The organism is Pseudomonas sp. PSE1(2024), assembly GCF_050990555.1.
Lineage (GTDB): Bacteria > Pseudomonadota > Gammaproteobacteria > Pseudomonadales > Pseudomonadaceae > Aquipseudomonas > Aquipseudomonas aphyarum.
Window position 1 is genome coordinate 914,054 of sequence record NZ_CP158967.1, and the last position, 17,364, is coordinate 931,417.

A 17,364-nucleotide genomic window follows, 5' to 3' on the forward strand; every position below is an offset into this window, starting at 1 on the left:
CGCTCGCCTTGAGACTGTAGCGAGAAGCCCCACGAGGGCGGCCCCGGAACCGGCGGCCCCCTCGGGACTTCAGAAATCGATCAAGACGGCTTGCCGACTGACCTGCGGATTTGAGTGACAAACCCATGCCAAAACGTACAGACATTAAAAGCATCCTGATTCTCGGCGCTGGCCCGATCGTTATCGGCCAGGCCTGCGAATTCGACTACTCCGGCGCCCAGGCTTGCAAAGCCCTGCGCGAAGAGGGTTACCGCGTCATCCTGGTGAACTCCAACCCGGCCACCATCATGACCGACCCGGACATGGCCGACGCCACCTACATCGAGCCGATCAAGTGGCAGACCGTTGCCAAGATCATCGAAAAAGAGCGTCCGGATGCCGTGCTGCCAACCATGGGCGGCCAGACTGCTCTGAACTGCGCCCTGGACCTGGAGCGGGAAGGCGTTTTGGAGAAGTTCGGCGTAGAGATGATCGGTGCCAACGCCGACACCATCGACAAGGCTGAAGACCGTTCGCGTTTCGACAAGGCGATGAAAGCCATCGGCCTGGAATGCCCGCGTTCCGGTATCGCCCACAGCATGGAAGAAGCCAACGCGGTGCTCGAGCGCCTGGGCTTCCCGTGCATCATCCGTCCGTCCTTCACCATGGGCGGCACCGGTGGCGGTATCGCTTACAACCGTGAAGAGTTCGAAGAAATCTGCGCCCGTGGTCTGGACCTGTCGCCAACCAAGGAACTGCTGATCGACGAATCGCTGATCGGCTGGAAAGAATATGAAATGGAAGTTGTCCGCGACAAAAAGGACAACTGCATCATCGTCTGCTCGATCGAAAACTTCGACCCGATGGGCGTGCACACCGGTGACTCGATCACAGTTGCCCCGGCTCAAACCCTGACCGACAAGGAATACCAGATCCTGCGCAACGCCTCGCTGGCGGTACTGCGCGAGATCGGCGTCGAGACCGGCGGTTCCAACGTTCAGTTCGGTATCTGCCCGGACACCGGCCGCATGGTCGTGATCGAAATGAACCCGCGTGTATCCCGCTCGTCGGCTCTGGCCTCGAAAGCCACCGGTTTCCCGATCGCCAAGATCGCGGCCAAGCTGGCCGTCGGTTACACCCTCGACGAACTGCAGAACGACATCACCGGCGGCCGTACCCCGGCGTCCTTCGAGCCGTCCATCGACTACGTCGTGACCAAGCTGCCGCGCTTCGCTTTCGAGAAGTTCGCCAACGCTGACGCGCGCCTGACCACTCAGATGAAGTCGGTCGGTGAAGTCATGGCCATCGGCCGTACCTTCCAGGAATCCCTGCAGAAAGCCCTGCGCGGTCTGGAAGTGGGTGTTTGCGGTCTGGACGAGAAAGTCGACCTGAGCAACCCGGAAAGCATGAGCGTGCTCAAGCGCGAACTGACCGTGCCGGGCGCCGAGCGTATCTGGTACGTGGCGGACGCTTTCCGCGCCGGCATGACCGTCGAAGAAATCTTCGGCATGAACATGATCGATCCGTGGTTCCTGGTGCAGATCGAAGATCTGATCAAGGACGAAGAGAAGGTCAAGACCCTCGGTCTGTCCGCTATCGACCGCGATCTGATGTACAAGCTCAAGCGCAAGGGTTTCTCCGACCAGCGTCTGGCCAAGCTGCTGGGCGTCACCGAGAAAAACCTGCGCACTCACCGCCACAAGCTGGAAGTGTTCCCGGTCTACAAGCGCGTTGACACCTGCGCGGCCGAGTTCGCCACCGACACCGCCTACCTGTACTCGACCTACGAGGAAGAGTGCGAAGCCGCGCCGTCCGGTCGCGACAAGATCATCATCCTCGGCGGTGGCCCGAACCGTATCGGTCAGGGCATCGAGTTCGACTACTGCTGCGTGCACGCGGCACTGGCGCTGCGCGATGACGGTTACGAGACCATCATGGTCAACTGCAACCCGGAAACCGTTTCCACTGACTACGACACTTCCGACCGTCTGTATTTCGAACCAGTGACCCTGGAAGACGTGCTGGAAATCTGCCGCGTCGAGAAGCCGAAAGGCGTGATCGTGCAGTACGGTGGCCAGACGCCTCTGAAACTGGCTCGCGCCCTGGAAGCGGCCGGCGTGCCGATCATCGGCACCAGCCCTGACGCCATCGACCGTGCCGAAGACCGTGAGCGCTTCCAGCAAATGGTTGAGCGCCTGAACCTGCGTCAGCCGCCAAACGCCACCGTGCGCAGCGAAGACGAAGCCGTTCGCGCTGCTGCGAAAATCGGTTACCCGCTGGTGGTGCGTCCGTCCTACGTACTGGGCGGCCGGGCGATGGAAATCGTCTACAAGGAAGAAGAACTCAAGCGTTACCTGCGTGACGCGGTGCAAGTGTCGAACGACAGCCCGGTGCTGCTCGACCACTTCCTCAACTGCGCCATCGAGATGGACGTGGATGCGGTCTGCGACGGCAAGGACGTAGTGATCGGCGCGATCATGCAGCACATCGAACAGGCGGGCGTTCACTCCGGTGACTCCGCGTGCTCGCTGCCGCCGTACTCGCTGCCGGCGCACATCCAGGACGAGATGCGCGAACAGGTCAAGAAAATGGCCCTGGAGCTGGGCGTGGTCGGCCTGATGAACGTTCAGTTGGCGCTGCAAGGCGAAGACATCTACGTTATCGAAGTCAACCCGCGTGCTTCCCGTACCGTACCGTTCGTGTCGAAGTGCATCGGTGTTTCCCTGGCGATGATCGCGGCCCGCGTCATGGCCGGTAAAACCCTGAAGGAAATCGGCTTCACCAAGGAAATCATTCCGAACTTCTACAGCGTGAAAGAGGCGGTGTTCCCATTCGCCAAATTCCCTGGCGTTGACCCGATCCTCGGCCCAGAGATGAAGTCCACCGGTGAAGTGATGGGCGTCGGCGACACCTTCGGCGAAGCCTTTGCCAAAGCCCAGATGGGTGCCAGCGAAGTGCTGCCGACCGGCGGTACCGCATTCATCAGCGTACGCGACGATGACAAGCCGCTGGTTGCAGGCGTGGCTCGTGATCTGATCAACTTGGGCTTCGAAGTCGTCGCCACTGCCGGCACTGCCAAGCTGATCGAAGCCGCAGGTCTGAAAGTGCGTCGCGTGAACAAGGTGACCGAGGGTCGTCCGCACGTGGTCGACATGATCAAGAATGACGAAGTCACCCTGATCATCAACACCACCGAAGGTCGCCAGTCGATCGCCGATTCCTATTCCATTCGCCGTAACGCCTTGCAGCACAAGATTTACTGCACCACCACCATTGCTGCTGGCGAAGCTATCTGTGAAGCGCTGAAGTTCGGTCCCGAGAAGACCGTGCGCCGCTTGCAGGATCTACACGCAGGATTGAAGGCATGAATAAATACCCAATGACCGTCCAGGGCTCCAAAGCCCTGGAAGAAGAGCATGCTCACCTGACCAAGGTCGTTCGTCCGAAGCTCAGCCAGGACATCGGTACGGCCCGCGAGTTGGGTGACTTGAAAGAAAACGCTGAATACCATGCCGCGCGCGAACAGCAAGGCATGGTCGAGGCGCGGATCCGTGATATCGAAGGTCGCCTGCAGAACGCGGTGATCATCGATGTGACGACCATTCCGCACACCGGCAAAGTGATTTTCGGCACCACCGTCGAAATCGCCAACGTCGAGACCGATGAAAGCGTGACTTACCAGATCGTGGGTGAGGACGAGGCGGACATCAAACTCGGCAAGATTTCGGTTGGCTCGCCGATCGCTCGCGCCTTGATTGCCAAGGAAGAGGGCGATACGGTCGTCGTGAAAACGCCAGGTGGCGATATCGAGTACGAGATTGTCGAAGTCCGTCACATCTGAGGGTGGGCGCCCGCTGCATGCGGGCGCGATGCTCTGGCAACTGGCCCAGATGTTGTGGGTCGGTGGCCTGTGGCTGGTACATCTCGGTCTGCGCCCGGTGCTGGGTCAAATTGGCCTGGCGCCGCTGCTGATCGATGAGGTTGCAAGTACGTTTGAAGTGGCGGTGGTGGGTTTTGCCGTCGCGTGCGTGATATTTCAGGCTTTGGTGCTGTTACAGGCCGAGGGCCTTGCCAGTCTATGGCGAGATTTTCGCGGGCAGGTGTTGCTGATGGCGTTGTATGCGTGTGCGATGTTTGTCGCAGTGCGTGTCGGCTGGCCGGATGCGCAGCGCTGGCAGGTGTTCAGCTTTCTTGTGTTGGGTTTTTCCGGGTTGGTGCTGGTATTGCAGCCGGTGCCGGGATGGAGTGGCAGGGTGCGCGAAGCACACCCTTGACCCTTGCCATCACTTGAAGCGATGGACGTTCGACAGCTGCTTGTTGACGCTGAAGTTCTTGCGGTAAATCAGTGCCATCTTGCCGATGACTTGAACCAGATCGGCCTTGCCGGTCTTGCACAGCTCTGCAACGGACGCCAGGCGCGCCTCGCGATCGAGAATGTTGAGCTTGATCTTGATCAGCTCGTGATCTGCCAATGCGCGTTCGAGTTCGGCTAAAACACCCTCAGTCAAACCGTTGTCAGCCACAGTCAGAACTGGTTTCAGGTGGTGGCCAATGGATTTGTACTGTTTCTTCTGCTCTGGAGTGAGCGGCATAATCTGACCCTTTCGTCTGGATTCTGTAAAATGGCGGCCATTTTACCCGAGGGCTCGTGGATCCGCCCAATTAATCACGACCCTAATCAACGAGGTGCCCAATGGCGCGTTCCAAGACAAGCCTTGGTTGGCTGAAAAGACATGTCAATGATCCCTATGTGAAGCAAGCGCAGAAGGATGGCTACCGCTCGCGTGCGAGTTACAAGCTTCTGGAGATCCAGGAGAAATACAAACTGATCCGTCCGGGCATGAACGTCGTCGACCTCGGCGCGGCGCCTGGCGGCTGGTCGCAGGTCACCAGCCGGCTCATCGGTGGTCAGGGGCGACTGATCGCCTCGGACATCCTGGAAATGGACAGCATTCCGGACGTGACTTTCATCCAGGGTGACTTCACCGAGGATGCAGTGCTCGCTCAGATCCTTGAGGCTGTGGGTAATTCGCAGGTGGACCTTGTGATTTCCGATATGGCCCCCAATATGAGTGGTACGCCTGAAGTGGACATGCCAAAAGCCATGTTTCTTTGCGAGCTGGCGCTTGATCTGGCGGAGCGGATACTCAAGCCGGGTGGCAATTTCGTGATCAAGATTTTTCAGGGCGAAGGGTTCGATGTTTACCTGAAGGACGCTCGCAAGAAGTTCGACAAGATCCAGATGATCAAGCCGGACTCCTCTCGTGGCAGCTCTCGCGAGCAGTACATGCTGGCTTGGGGCTACCGCGGTCGTAGCGAGTAAAACGAGGTTTTTTGGCGGGGTGATAGGTTTTTCGTATTTCGCCCCGCGCGCATAAGCGAATATTGTGTAGAAAGTGTTTCACAAAGGGTTACAGACGGCGCCTGCCAGAGCTGTAGGTAATGTAGTAAGTTAGGCCGGTGAATATCATGCGAAGCGCGCGCCAGTAGCGGAGCTTGCTTCAGAGGGTAGTTAATTGAACGATATGGCAAAGAATCTGATCCTGTGGTTGATCATCGCGGCTGTCCTGGTGACGGTGATGAACAACTTCTCCAGCCCTAACGAGCCGCAGACCCTCAACTATTCCGACTTCATCCAGCAGGTCAAGGATGGCAAGGTCGAACGCGTGGCCGTCGACGGCTATGTGATTACCGGCAAACGCAACGATGGCGACAGCTTCAAGACCATTCGTCCGGCAATCCAGGACAATGGCCTGATCGGCGATCTGGTCGACAACCACGTTGTTGTCGAAGGCAAGCAGCCTGAACAGCAAAGCATCTGGACCCAGCTTCTGGTGGCCAGCTTCCCGATCCTGGTGATCATCGCGGTGTTCATGTTCTTCATGCGCCAGATGCAGGGCGGTGCGGGCGGCAAGGGCGGGCCGATGAGCTTTGGCAAGAGCAAGGCGCGTCTGCTGTCCGAAGATCAGGTGAAAACCACCCTGGCTGACGTTGCCGGTTGCGACGAAGCCAAGGAAGAAGTGGGCGAGCTGGTCGAGTTCCTGCGTGATCCGGGCAAGTTCCAGCGTCTGGGCGGTCGCATTCCTCGCGGCGTGCTGATGGTCGGTCCTCCGGGTACCGGTAAAACCTTGCTGGCCAAGGCGATTGCCGGCGAAGCCAAGGTGCCGTTCTTCACCATTTCCGGTTCCGACTTCGTCGAAATGTTTGTCGGTGTCGGTGCCAGCCGCGTTCGTGACATGTTCGAACAGGCCAAGAAACACGCTCCATGCATCATCTTCATCGACGAGATCGACGCCGTTGGTCGCCATCGTGGCGCCGGCATGGGTGGCGGTCACGACGAGCGCGAACAGACTCTCAACCAGTTGCTGGTTGAGATGGACGGTTTCGAAATGAATGACGGCATCATCGTCATCGCCGCAACCAACCGTCCTGATGTACTGGACCCGGCTCTGCTGCGTCCGGGGCGTTTCGACCGTCAGGTGGTGGTCGGCTTGCCAGACATCCGTGGTCGCGAGCAGATCCTCAAGGTTCACATGCGTAAGGTGCCAATGGGTGACGATGTTGCTCCGGCCGTTATCGCGCGTGGTACTCCGGGCTTCTCCGGTGCCGATCTGGCGAACCTGGTCAACGAGGCTTCGCTGTTCGCTGCCCGTGCCGGCAAGCGAATCGTCGAAATGAAGGAATTCGAACTGGCCAAAGACAAGATCATGATGGGCGCCGAGCGCAAATCCATGGTCATGTCCGAGAAGGAAAAGCAGAACACCGCTTATCACGAGGCTGGCCACGCCATTGTTGGTCGCGTCGTGCCCGAGCATGATCCGGTCTACAAGGTGTCGATTATCCCGCGCGGTCGTGCGCTGGGTGTGACCATGTTCCTGCCGGAAGAAGATCGCTACAGCCTGTCCAAGCGTGCGCTGATCAGTCAGATCTGCTCGCTGTACGGCGGCCGCATTGCCGAAGAAATGACTTTGGGCTTTGATGGTGTGACGACTGGTGCCTCCAACGACATCATGCGTGCGAGTCAGATTGCGCGGAACATGGTGACCAAGTGGGGCCTGTCGGAAAAACTCGGTCCGTTGATGTACGCCGAAGAAGAGGGTGAAGTATTCCTCGGTCGCGGTGGTGGCGGTCAGAATGCCAGCTTCTCCGGTGAGACAGCCAAGCTGATCGATTCCGAAGTACGCAGCATCATCGATCAGTGCTACGGCACCGCCAAGCAGATCCTTACGGACAATCGCGACAAGCTCGATGCGATGGCGGATGCCCTGATGAAGTACGAGACGATCGATGCCGAGCAGATCGACGACATCATGGCCGGTCGTACACCTCGCGAGCCTCGCGACTGGTCGGGCGGTACCGGTACTGGCACGCCTCCTGTCATTCAGGGCGAGCGTCCGGAAACACCGATTGGCGGCCCGGCTGCCGACGTTTAAGGTTTGAAATGACTTCTGTACAGTCCCTGACCCGGTTGCCTTGCGGCAACCGGGTTCTTGATTTGGCCCGGACGCATGTCATGGGCATTCTCAATGTCACTCCCGATTCTTTTTCCGACGGTGGCCGATACAGCCAGCTCGATGCGGCCTTGCGTCATGCCGAAGCCATGGTTGCGGCGGGTGCAACGCTGATCGATGTGGGCGGGGAGTCAACCCGGCCCGGCGCGCGGGCGGTTTCTCCATTGGAGGAGCTGGAGCGTGTCGCTCCCGTCGTCGAGCTGATCAACCGCGAACTGGATGTGGTCATATCGGTCGATACGTCCACTCCGGCGGTCATGCGCGAAACGGCGCGGTTGGGTGCCGGTTTGATCAACGACGTTCGTTCGCTACGGCGGGATGGCGCGCTGGATGCTGCTGCTGCCACCGGGTTGCCTGTATGCCTGATGCATATGCTCGGCGAGCCTGGCGACATGCAGGATGATCCGCGTTACCAGGATGTCACCCGGGAAGTGGGTGAGTTTCTTGCCGAACGCATGGCTCAGTGTGAGTTGGCAGGTATTCCGGCCGAGCGGATCATTCTTGATCCGGGTTTCGGCTTCGCCAAAACCCTGCAGCACAATCTAAGCTTGTTCAAGCATATGGAAGCCCTGCATGCGCTGGGGCGGCCACTGTTGGTGGGCGTTTCGCGCAAAAGCATGATCGGTCATGCATTGAATCGCCCGGTGGGTGAGCGTCTATACGGTGGTTTGGCACTGGCTGCACTGGCGTCGGTGAAAGGTGCGCGTATATTGCGCGTCCATGATGTGGCGGAAACGGTGGACGTGGTGCGAATGCTCGCAGCCGTGGAATCAGCCGAATAAGAATGATGGAGCACTTATGAGCAAGAAATATTTTGGTACTGACGGCATTCGTGGTCGCGTCGGGGAATATCCGATTACTCCTGACTTCATGCTCAAGCTCGGCTGGGCTGCCGGTATGGCCTTTCGCAAGATGGGTGCCTGCAAGGTGCTGGTCGGGAAGGACACGCGGATTTCCGGCTACATGTTCGAATCGGCCCTTGAGGCTGGCCTGACATCCGCAGGTGCCGATGTGATGCTGCTGGGCCCGATGCCGACTCCGGCAATTGCCTACCTGTCGCGTACATTTCAGGCCGAGGCCGGAATCGTGATCAGCGCATCGCACAACCCGCATGACGATAACGGCATCAAGTTTTTCTCCGGCAGAGGTACCAAGCTGCCGGATGAGTTGGAGTTGATGATCGAAGAGCTGCTCGACACCCCTATGACGGTCGTCGAGTCGAGCAAGATCGGCAAGGTCTCGCGAATCAACGATGCTTCCGGTCGATATATTGAATTCTGCAAAAGCAGCGTACCGACCAACACCAGTTTTGCCGGTCTCAAGATTGTCATCGACTGTGCGCATGGAGCAACCTACAAGGTCGCACCTAGCGTTTTTCGCGAGCTGGGCGCCGAAGTCGTGGTGCTGTCTGCGCAGCCTAACGGTCTGAACATCAACGATAACTGTGGCTCCACTCATATGGGGCAGTTGCAGGCGGCGGTGCTGTCCGAGCACGCTGACCTTGGGATCGCATTCGATGGCGACGGCGACCGGGTGTTGATGGTTGATCACACGGGTGCGATTGTTGACGGCGATGAGCTGATCTTCATTATTGCGCGCGATCTGCATGAGCGAGGCAAGTTGCAGGGCGGTGTGGTCGGTACGCTGATGAGTAATCTGGGGCTGGAGCTGGCTCTGGCGGATCTGGGGATTCCTTTTGTCCGGGCAAATGTCGGCGACCGCTATGTGATTGCCGAATTGCTGGAGCGCGATTGGCTGATCGGGGGCGAAAACTCCGGACATGTTGTCTGCTTCAATCACACGACGACTGGCGATGCGATCATCGCGGCGTTGCAGGTTTTGATGGCGTTGAAAACCCGTAACGAAGGTTTGGCGCAAACTCGCCAGGCCCTGCGCAAGTGTCCTCAGGTGCTGATCAATGTGCGTTTCGGTGGTGGCGACAGTCCGCTTGAACATCCAGCTGTCAAGGAAGCCAGCAAGCGTGTAACCGAGGCGATGGCGGGTCGTGGTCGTGTGCTTTTGCGAAAGTCCGGGACAGAGCCTCTGGTGCGTGTGATGGTCGAAGGCGAGGACGAAACCCAGGTTCGTGGCTATGCCGAAGAACTGGCAAAACTGGTAACTGAAGTTTCTGCCTGATTCGGCTTGCCAGCCATGATTGTGTTGGGTAACATCTGCGCCCACTTTGACCGACGAGGTACAGCATGCGTCGCCCTATGGTAGCTGGTAACTGGAAGATGCACGGTACCCGCGCCAGCGTCGCTGAGCTGATCAACGGCCTTCGTCATCTGGCCTTGCCAAGCGGTGTTGATGTCGCGGTATTCCCGCCTTGCTTGTATATCAATCAAGTGATTGATGGCTTGAAAGGCAAATCGATTTCGGTCGGTGCGCAGAACTCTGCGGTGGAATCCATGCAAGGTGCGTTGACGGGCGAGATTGCGCCGAGTCAGTTGGTGGATGCAGGTTGTTCCCTGGTGCTTGTCGGGCACTCCGAGCGCCGCCAGATCATGGGCGAGCGAGACGGAATGCTGAATCGCAAGTTCGCAGCGGCACAGGCGTGTGGCTTGATTCCGGTGTTGTGTGTAGGGGAGACCCTGGAGCAACGTGAAGCCGGAAAAACTCTTGAAGTTGTCGGGCGTCAGCTGGGCAGCATCATCGAGGAGCTGGGTGTCGGTGCTTTTGCCAACGCAGTGATCGCTTACGAGCCGGTCTGGGCGATTGGCACCGGGCTGACTGCAACGCCGCAACAGGCTCAGGATGTGCATAAAGCCATTCGCGAGCAGTTGGCGGCAGAGAATTCTGAAGTGGCACGAGGTGTGCGGCTTCTATACGGCGGCAGCGTGAAGGCGGCCAATGCGGTCGAACTGTTCGGCATGCCGGATATCGATGGGGGGCTCATTGGTGGAGCTTCCCTGAATGCAGATGAGTTCGGTGCGATTTGTCGCGCCGCGGGAAACTGAAAAAATGCTGGAAACAGTCGTAGTCGTTTTTCATCTGCTGGGTGCATTGGGCGTAGTTGCTCTGGTTTTGCTGCAGCAGGGTAAGGGTGCGGACGCTGGCGCGTCTTTCGGAGCAGGTGCTTCAAATACTGTGTTCGGAAGCCAAGGTTCCTCTACCTTTCTTAGTAAGTTTACTGCTATACTTGCCGCCGGTTTCTTCATAACCAGCTTGGGGTTAGGTTATTTTGCTAAAGAGAAGGCTCATCAGCTGACTCAGGCAGGTTTGCCAAACCCGGCAGTGTTGGAAGTTCCAAAGCAACAACCGGCTTCTGATGATGTCCCGGTGCTTCAAGAGCAAAAGTCGGCTACTCCAGCGACTGACGTACCTCCAGCTCAAGAGCAGAAGTAAGAAGGGTTTCAAACGTAGTATTGCCGAGGTGGTGGAATTGGTAGACACGCAACCTTGAGGTGGTTGTGCCCATAGGGTGTAGGGGTTCGAGTCCCCTTCTCGGTACCAATTAGTCAGGAGAGCCCGCTGTTGCGGGCTTTCTTGCAGGTGGAAGGTTACATTGACCCTATAAGGGATCGGTCGTATACTTCCGCCCCAGCTTTGTCGCGGGGTGGAGCAGTCTGGTAGCTCGTCGGGCTCATAACCCGAAGGTCGTCGGTTCAAATCCGGCCCCCGCAACCAGTTTAAGGAGCCCCTTTTAAGGGGCTTTTTGTTAGCTGGACACTTTCAACGCCGCTGTTCGACGGCGTTTCAAGGATGGGCGTTTCGCCCATTTTTTTATTTTGCATAGCATGCACATACATGCACGAGGGGGTTCAGGTGTCGAGCAAGCTAGAAGAGTTGCAGGCCTTGCTGGCCCCGGTGGTCGTGGCCCTAGGCTATGAATGCTGGGGTATTGAGTTTTCGGCTCAAGGTCGCCACTCAATGTTGCGCGTTTATATCGATAAGGAAGGCGGCGTACTGGTGGACGATTGCGCCATCGTCAGCCGTCAGATCAGCGGTGTGCTGGATGTTGAAGATCCGATCTCCGTTGAATACACCCTTGAAGTTTCCTCGCCAGGCATGGAACGCCCACTGTTCACTCTTGAGCAGTTTGCCAAATATGTCGGTGAACAAGTGAAGATCAAGCTGCGCTCGCCTTTTGAAGGTCGACGCAACTTTCAGGGCCTTCTGCGCGGTGTAGAAGAGCAGGACGTCGTGGTGCAGGTAGATGACCATGAGTTCCTGTTGCCGATCGATATGATCGACAAGGCCAACATTATTCCCAGTTTTGACTGAGACGCGGATCCCGCGGATCCAATGGCTTGCGAAAGGCGAGGCGTACGATGAGCAAAGAAGTACTGCTGGTTGTTGAGTCGGTATCCAATGAAAAGGGTGTACCGGCAAGCGTAATTTTTGAAGCGCTGGAGCTGGCTCTGGCCACTGCTACCAAAAAGCGTTTTGAAGACGAAGTTGATCTGCGTGTGGAAATCAACCGCCACACCGGTTCTTACGAAACTTTCCGTCGCTGGACGGTCGTCGAAGAGAATGATCTCGATGATCCGGCCATCGAAACCTGGCCGAGCAAGGTTGCTGAAACGCACCCTGGCGCCAAGGTTGGCGACGTCGTTGAAGAAAAGATCGAGTCCATCGAGTTCGGCCGCATCGCTGCGCAGACCGCCAAGCAGGTCATCGTGCAGAAAGTGCGCGAAGCCGAGCGCGCTCAAGTGGTTGACGCTTATCGCGAGCGCCTGGGAGAAATCATCTCCGGCACCGTGAAGAAAGTGACCCGCGACAACGTGATCGTCGACCTGGGTAATAACGCTGAAGCGTTGCTGGCCCGTGAAGACATCATCTCTCGCGAAACCTTCCGTGTTGGCGTGCGTCTGCGTGCGCTGCTCAAGGAAATCCGCACCGAGAACCGAGGCCCTCAGCTGATCCTGTCGCGTACCGCGCCGGAAATGCTGATCGAGCTGTTCCGTATCGAAGTGCCGGAAATCGCTGAAGGCCTGATCGAAGTCATGGCCGCATCCCGTGATCCGGGTTCGCGGGCCAAGATCGCTGTCCGCTCCAAGGACAAACGCATCGACCCGCAAGGCGCGTGCATCGGTATGCGCGGTTCGCGCGTCCAGGCCGTGTCGGGCGAGTTGGGTGGCGAGCGTGTCGACATCGTCCTGTGGGACGACAACCCGGCCCAGTTCGTGATCAATGCCATGTCGCCGGCAGAAGTGGCGGCCATCATCGTTGACGAAGATGCCCACGCCATGGACATCGCCGTTGGCGCAGACAATCTGGCTCAGGCCATTGGTCGTGGTGGTCAGAACGTGCGTCTGGCGAGCCAGCTGACTGGCTGGACCCTGAACGTGATGACCGAATCGGACATCCAGGCTAAGCAGCAAGCGGAAACCGGCGACATCCTGCGCAACTTCATCGACGAGCTGGAAGTCGACGAAGAACTGGCTCAGGTGCTGGTAGACGAAGGCTTCACCAGCCTGGAAGAGATTGCCTACGTACCGTTGGAAGAAATGCTCAACATCGACGGCTTTGACGAAGACATCGTCAACGAGCTTCGCGCTCGTGCCAAGGATCGCTTGTTGACCAAAGCCATCGCTACTGAGGAAAAGCTGGCAGACGCCCATCCGGCCGAAGACCTGCTCTCGCTTGAGGGTATGGACAAGGATTTGGCGATGGAACTGGCGGTGCGCGGCGTAATTACCCGCGAAGACCTGGCCGAGCAGTCTATTGACGACCTGCTCGACATCGACGGCATTGACGATGATCGTGCCGGCAAGTTGATCATGGCCGCCCGAGCCCACTGGTTCGAGTAATTAGGCGCGGCCTGAGGAGAGAAGTGCATGACGCAAGTCACGGTGAAACAACTGGCCGATGAGGTCAAAACACCGGTAGAGCGCCTGTTGCAGCAGATGCGTGAGGCAGGTCTGCCGCACACCGCCGCCGAAGAAAATGTGACTGACAGTGAGAAGCAATCCCTGCTGACCCACTTGAAAAGCAGCCACAAGGCGAAAGTGGAAGAACCACGCAAGATCACGCTGCAGCGTAAAACCACCAGCACCCTGCGTGTGGCTGGCAGCAAAAGCATCAGCGTTGAAGTCCGCAAGAAGAAAGTTTTCGTACAGCGTAGCCCGGAAGAAATCGAAGCCGAGCGCAAGCGTGAACTGGATGAACGTCGCGCAGTAGAAAATGCTGCCCGTCAGAAGGCTGAAGAAGAAGCCCGCGTTCGCGCCGAAGAAGAAGCGCGTCGCCAGCCTGCTGCGCCGTCCGCTCCTGCCGAAGCCGTCGCTGCACCTGCGCCAGTGGCCGAACCTGTGCGCGAAGCCGCGCCGGTTGTGGCTGCTGCCCCAGCTGCCGACACTCGCAAGCGTGACGAACAGCGCCGTCCGGACAAACCACGTGCCGACGACAACAACCGTCGTGGCGGTGGTGATGGCGAGCGCAAAAACGCTCCGCATCGCGCATCGGTCAAGGAAAAGGCTCCGGCTCCACGTGTGGCGCCACGCACTACCGACGAAGAAAGCGATGGCTTCCGTCGCGGCGGTCGCGGCAAGGCCAAGCTGAAGAAACGCAACGCCCACGGTTTCCAGAGCCCTACCGGTCCTGTCGTGCGTGAAGTGAAGATCGGCGAAACCATCACTGTTGGCGATCTCGCTCAGCAGATGTCGGTGAAGGCTGCCGAAATCATCAAGTTCATGTTCAAACTGGGTACTCCAGCGACCATCAACCAGGTGCTTGATCAGGAAACTGCTCAACTGGTAGCCGAAGAACTGGGCCACAAAGTGACCCTGGTCAGCGACACCGCCCTGGAAGATTCCCTGGCCGAGTCCCTGAAGTTCGAAGGTGAAGCGGTTCCTCGTGCGCCGGTTGTGACCGTAATGGGTCACGTTGACCACGGTAAGACCTCGCTGCTCGACTACATCCGTCGTGCCAAGGTAGCTGCTGGCGAAGCTGGCGGTATCACCCAGCACATCGGTGCATACCACGTTGAAACCGAACGCGGCATGGTCACCTTCCTCGACACCCCTGGTCACGCCGCGTTTACCGCCATGCGTGCCCGTGGTGCCAAGGCGACCGACATCGTGATCCTGGTGGTCGCGGCGGACGACGGTGTGATGCCACAAACCATCGAAGCTGTTCAGCACGCTGTTGCTGCTGGCGTTCCGCTGGTAGTTGCGGTGAACAAGATCGACAAGCCGGGTGCAGATCTCGATCGCATCCGTAGCGAACTGTCGGCCCACGGCGTGACCTCTGAAGACTGGGGTGGCGACACTCCATTCGTTCCGGTCTCCGCGAAGATGGGTACCGGCGTCGACGAACTGCTCGAAGCTGTATTGCTGCAGGCCGAAGTTCTCGAACTGACCGCCACTCCTTCGGCCCCTGGCCGTGGTGTTGTGGTTGAATCGCGTCTCGACAAGGGCCGTGGCCCGGTGGCGACTGTCCTGGTTCAGGACGGTACGCTGCGTCAAGGCGACATGGTGCTGGTCGGCTCGAACTATGGCCGCGTGCGCGCCATGCTCGACGAGAACGGCAAGCCGATCAAGGAAGCGGGCCCGGCCATTCCGGTCGAGATCCTCGGCCTGGACGGTACGCCTGACGCCGGCGACGAGATGAGCGTGGTTGCCGACGAGAAGAAAGCCCGTGAAGTGGCTCTGTTCCGTCAAGGCAAGTTCCGCGAAGTCAAACTGGCTCGCGCTCACGCCGGCAAGCTGGAAAACATCTTCGAAAGCATGGGTCAGGAAGAGAAGAAGACGCTCAACATCGTCCTCAAATCCGACGTCCGTGGTTCGCTGGAAGCCTTGCAGGGCGCTCTGAACGGCCTGGGCAACGACGAAGTGCAAGTGCGCGTGGTCGGTGGCGGCGTCGGTGGTATCACCGAATCCGATGCCAACCTGGCACTGGCTTCTAACGCTGTACTGTTTGGCTTCAACGTGCGTGCCGATGCCGGCGCACGGAAGATCGTCGAGCAGGAAGGTCTGGACATGCGTTACTACAACGTGATCTACGACATCATCGAAGACGTCAAGAAAGCCCTGACCGGTATGCTTGGCAGCGATGTTCGCGAGAACATCCTCGGTGTGGCCGAAGTCCGTGACGTATTCCGTTCGCCTAAGTTCGGCGCCATCGCCGGCTGCATGGTGATCGAGGGTACTGTTCACCGTAACCGTCCGATCCGTGTACTGCGTGAAGACATCGTTATCTTCGAAGGCGAGCTGGAATCCCTGCGCCGCTTCAAGGATGACGCTTCCGAAGTACGTGCCGGCATGGAATGCGGTATCGGCGTGAAGAGCTACAACGACGTCAAAGTCGGCGACAAGATCGAAGTCTTCGAGAAGGTTCAGGTTGCTCGCAGCCTCTGACTCGCGCACTTCAAGGGCCACGTCGGGCCGCCGCATGCAAGTGCGCGGCACGGCGTCAGGACTCTAAACGCAACGCCCGGTCTGGCTTTTGTCAGGCCGGGCGTTTGCCGCTTTCAGACCTTGCGGGTTTCACCGCGGGGCAGTAACAGGTAACAAATCATGGCAAAAGAATACAGCCGTACCCAACGTATCGGCGATCAGATGCAGCGTGAGCTGGCCCAACTGATCCGTCGTGAAGTCAAAGACCCGCGCGTCGGCCTGGTCACCATTACCGCTGTGGAAGTCAGCCGTGACGTCGGTCACGCGAAGATCTTCATCACTGTGATGGGGCAGGACAATGCTGAAGACATCGCGCAAAGCATCAAGGTGCTCAATGCAGCTGCCGGTTTCCTGCGCATGCAGCTGGCCCGCGAAATGAAGCTGCGCAGCGTGCCGCAATTGCACTTCCACTACGACGAAAGCGTCGTGCGTGGTGCGCACCTGTCGGCCCTGATCGAGCGCGCCGTGGCTGAGGACAATCAGCACGTGGCTGCGGCAGAACCCGAAGACACCAAGGAGTAACTCGGTGGCTCAGGTCAAACGTATCCGTCGTAACGTCAGCGGCATCATCCTGCTCGACAAGCCGCTGGGGTTCACCTCCAACGCCGCGTTGCAGAAGGTTCGCTGGTTGCTCAACGCCGAGAAGGCCGGTCACACCGGCAGTCTCGACCCACTGGCCACCGGCGTTCTGCCGCTGTGCTTTGGCGAGGCGACCAAGTTCTCGCAGTACCTGCTCGATTCCGACAAGGGTTACGAAACCCTGGCGCAACTGGGCAAGACCACCACCACGGCGGACGCCGAAGGTGAGGTTTTGCAGGAGCGTCCGGTGACCGTTGGTCAGGCCGACATTGAAGCGGCTCTGCCGAAATTTCGTGGACAAATCAGTCAGATACCGCCGATGTACTCCGCTCTCAAGCGTGATGGCCAGCCGCTGTACAAGTTGGCCCGTGCAGGCGAAGTAGTGGAGCGCGAACCGCGTTCTGTTACTATTGCGCGCTTGGAATTGCTGGCCTTCGAAGGCGATACTGCGCGTCTTGCGGTGGATTGCAGCAAGGGCACCTATATTCGCACCCTGGTGGAGGATATCGGTGAGCAACTCGGTTGTGGTGCGTACGTCGCTGAACTGCGTCGTACCCAGGCCGGGCCTTTCACCCTGGCGCAGACCGTGACCCTCGAAGAGCTGGAAGCGGTACATGCCGAAGGCGGCAACGAAGCGGTCGACCGCTTCCTGATGCCATCGGACAGCGGCCTGCAGGATTGGCCGTTGCTGCAGTTCTCGGAAGCGAGCGCGTTCTACTGGCTCAACGGCCAGCCGGTACGTGCCCCGGATGCTCCGAAGTTTGGCATGGTGCGGGTACAGGATCACAACGGTCGCTTCATCGGTATCGGTGAAGTGAGCGAAGACGGGCGCATCGCGCCGCGTCGACTGATTCGGTCAGAATGACCGGAAACCGGTCTGTGTAACAGCAGGCCGGCGAGTGTGGCTGTCAACAGGCACGGTCACTACTCATTTATAGATACAGGGATTTGTCCCTGGC

The 17,364-nt window shown here is 58.6% G+C and carries 15 protein-coding genes and 2 tRNA genes; 16 read left to right on the forward strand and 1 reads right to left on the reverse strand.

The features are described 5' to 3' along the window. Positions 1 to 125: 125 nt before the first annotated feature. From carB to ABTV87_RS03945, 3 genes are read left to right on the forward strand one after another with little or no spacing between them, the layout of a single operon-like run. Positions 126 to 3,347, forward strand: coding sequence for a carbamoyl-phosphate synthase large subunit (gene carB, locus ABTV87_RS03935; protein WP_007953758.1), 3,222 nt, complete (start codon positions 126 to 128; stop codon positions 3,345 to 3,347). Then, positions 3,344 to 3,820, forward strand: a complete 477-nt coding sequence (greA, locus tag ABTV87_RS03940; RefSeq protein WP_007953757.1) for a transcription elongation factor GreA — start codon at positions 3,344 to 3,346, stop codon at positions 3,818 to 3,820. Before carB ends, greA begins: the two co-directional genes overlap by 4 nt. A 28-nt stretch (positions 3,821 to 3,848) precedes the next feature. Continuing rightward, positions 3,849 to 4,253: an MFS transporter gene (locus tag ABTV87_RS03945; RefSeq protein WP_127796890.1), complete on the forward strand. Its 405-nt coding sequence runs from the start codon at positions 3,849 to 3,851 to the stop codon at positions 4,251 to 4,253. Between the two features lie 9 nt (positions 4,254 to 4,262). Here ABTV87_RS03945 and ABTV87_RS03950 read toward each other — a convergent pair whose 3' ends face one another. Next, positions 4,263 to 4,571, reverse strand: a complete 309-nt coding sequence (locus tag ABTV87_RS03950; protein WP_007953753.1) for a YhbY family RNA-binding protein — start codon at positions 4,569 to 4,571, stop codon at positions 4,263 to 4,265. Positions 4,572 to 4,672: 101 nt separating this feature from the next. On the opposite strand from ABTV87_RS03950, the gene rlmE reads away from it, so the two are divergent. The 13 genes from rlmE (at position 4,673) to truB (ending at position 17,270) form a co-directional block, all read left to right on the forward strand. Next, positions 4,673 to 5,302, forward strand: coding sequence for a 23S rRNA (uridine(2552)-2'-O)-methyltransferase RlmE (rlmE, locus tag ABTV87_RS03955; RefSeq protein WP_007953751.1), 630 nt, complete (start codon positions 4,673 to 4,675; stop codon positions 5,300 to 5,302). A 202-nt stretch (positions 5,303 to 5,504) separates the two neighbouring features. Next, positions 5,505 to 7,412 (forward strand): ATP-dependent zinc metalloprotease FtsH, encoded by a 1,908-nt coding sequence (gene ftsH, locus ABTV87_RS03960; RefSeq protein WP_011332403.1) that lies wholly within the window; start codon positions 5,505 to 5,507, stop codon positions 7,410 to 7,412. An 8-nt stretch (positions 7,413 to 7,420) separates the two neighbouring features. After that, positions 7,421 to 8,272 carry a dihydropteroate synthase gene (gene folP, locus ABTV87_RS03965; protein ID WP_045121717.1) on the forward strand — a complete coding sequence of 284 codons (852 nt, stop codon included), beginning with the start codon at positions 7,421 to 7,423 and terminating at the stop codon, positions 8,270 to 8,272. A 16-nt stretch (positions 8,273 to 8,288) separates the two neighbouring features. Then, positions 8,289 to 9,626: a phosphoglucosamine mutase gene (gene glmM, locus ABTV87_RS03970; RefSeq protein ID WP_007953745.1), complete on the forward strand. Its 1,338-nt coding sequence runs from the start codon at positions 8,289 to 8,291 to the stop codon at positions 9,624 to 9,626. 65 nt (positions 9,627 to 9,691) lie between these two features. Next, the gene (gene tpiA / locus ABTV87_RS03975) at positions 9,692 to 10,447 is read left to right on the forward strand and encodes a triose-phosphate isomerase (RefSeq protein ID WP_007953744.1); all 756 of its coding nucleotides are present in this window, start codon (positions 9,692 to 9,694) and stop codon (positions 10,445 to 10,447) included. A gap of 4 nt (positions 10,448 to 10,451) precedes the next feature. Further along, on the forward strand, positions 10,452 to 10,835 hold the full coding sequence (gene secG, locus ABTV87_RS03980) for a preprotein translocase subunit SecG (protein WP_011332406.1): 384 nt from the start codon (positions 10,452 to 10,454) through the stop codon (positions 10,833 to 10,835). A 22-nt stretch (positions 10,836 to 10,857) separates the two neighbouring features. After that, positions 10,858 to 10,943 (forward strand) — tRNA-Leu (locus ABTV87_RS03985). A gap of 97 nt (positions 10,944 to 11,040) precedes the next feature. Beyond that, positions 11,041 to 11,117 (forward strand) — tRNA-Met (locus ABTV87_RS03990). A gap of 138 nt (positions 11,118 to 11,255) precedes the next feature. Then, entirely contained in the window at positions 11,256 to 11,714 is a 459-nt protein-coding gene (gene rimP, locus ABTV87_RS03995; protein WP_039769696.1) for a ribosome maturation factor RimP, read from the forward strand. 47 nt (positions 11,715 to 11,761) lie between these two features. Then, positions 11,762 to 13,243, forward strand: coding sequence for a transcription termination factor NusA (gene nusA, locus ABTV87_RS04000; RefSeq protein WP_003221546.1), 1,482 nt, complete (start codon positions 11,762 to 11,764; stop codon positions 13,241 to 13,243). Between the two features lie 27 nt (positions 13,244 to 13,270). Beyond that, a complete protein-coding gene (infB, locus tag ABTV87_RS04005) occupies positions 13,271 to 15,787 on the forward strand; it encodes a translation initiation factor IF-2 (protein ID WP_007953742.1) in 2,517 nt (838 codons plus the stop codon). Between the two features lie 159 nt (positions 15,788 to 15,946). After that, positions 15,947 to 16,348, forward strand: a complete 402-nt coding sequence (gene rbfA, locus ABTV87_RS04010) for a 30S ribosome-binding factor RbfA (protein WP_007953741.1) — start codon at positions 15,947 to 15,949, stop codon at positions 16,346 to 16,348. A 4-nt stretch (positions 16,349 to 16,352) separates the two neighbouring features. Continuing rightward, positions 16,353 to 17,270 carry a tRNA pseudouridine(55) synthase TruB gene (truB, locus tag ABTV87_RS04015; protein WP_375745389.1) on the forward strand — a complete coding sequence of 306 codons (918 nt, stop codon included), beginning with the start codon at positions 16,353 to 16,355 and terminating at the stop codon, positions 17,268 to 17,270. Positions 17,271 to 17,364: the final 94 nt, after the last annotated feature.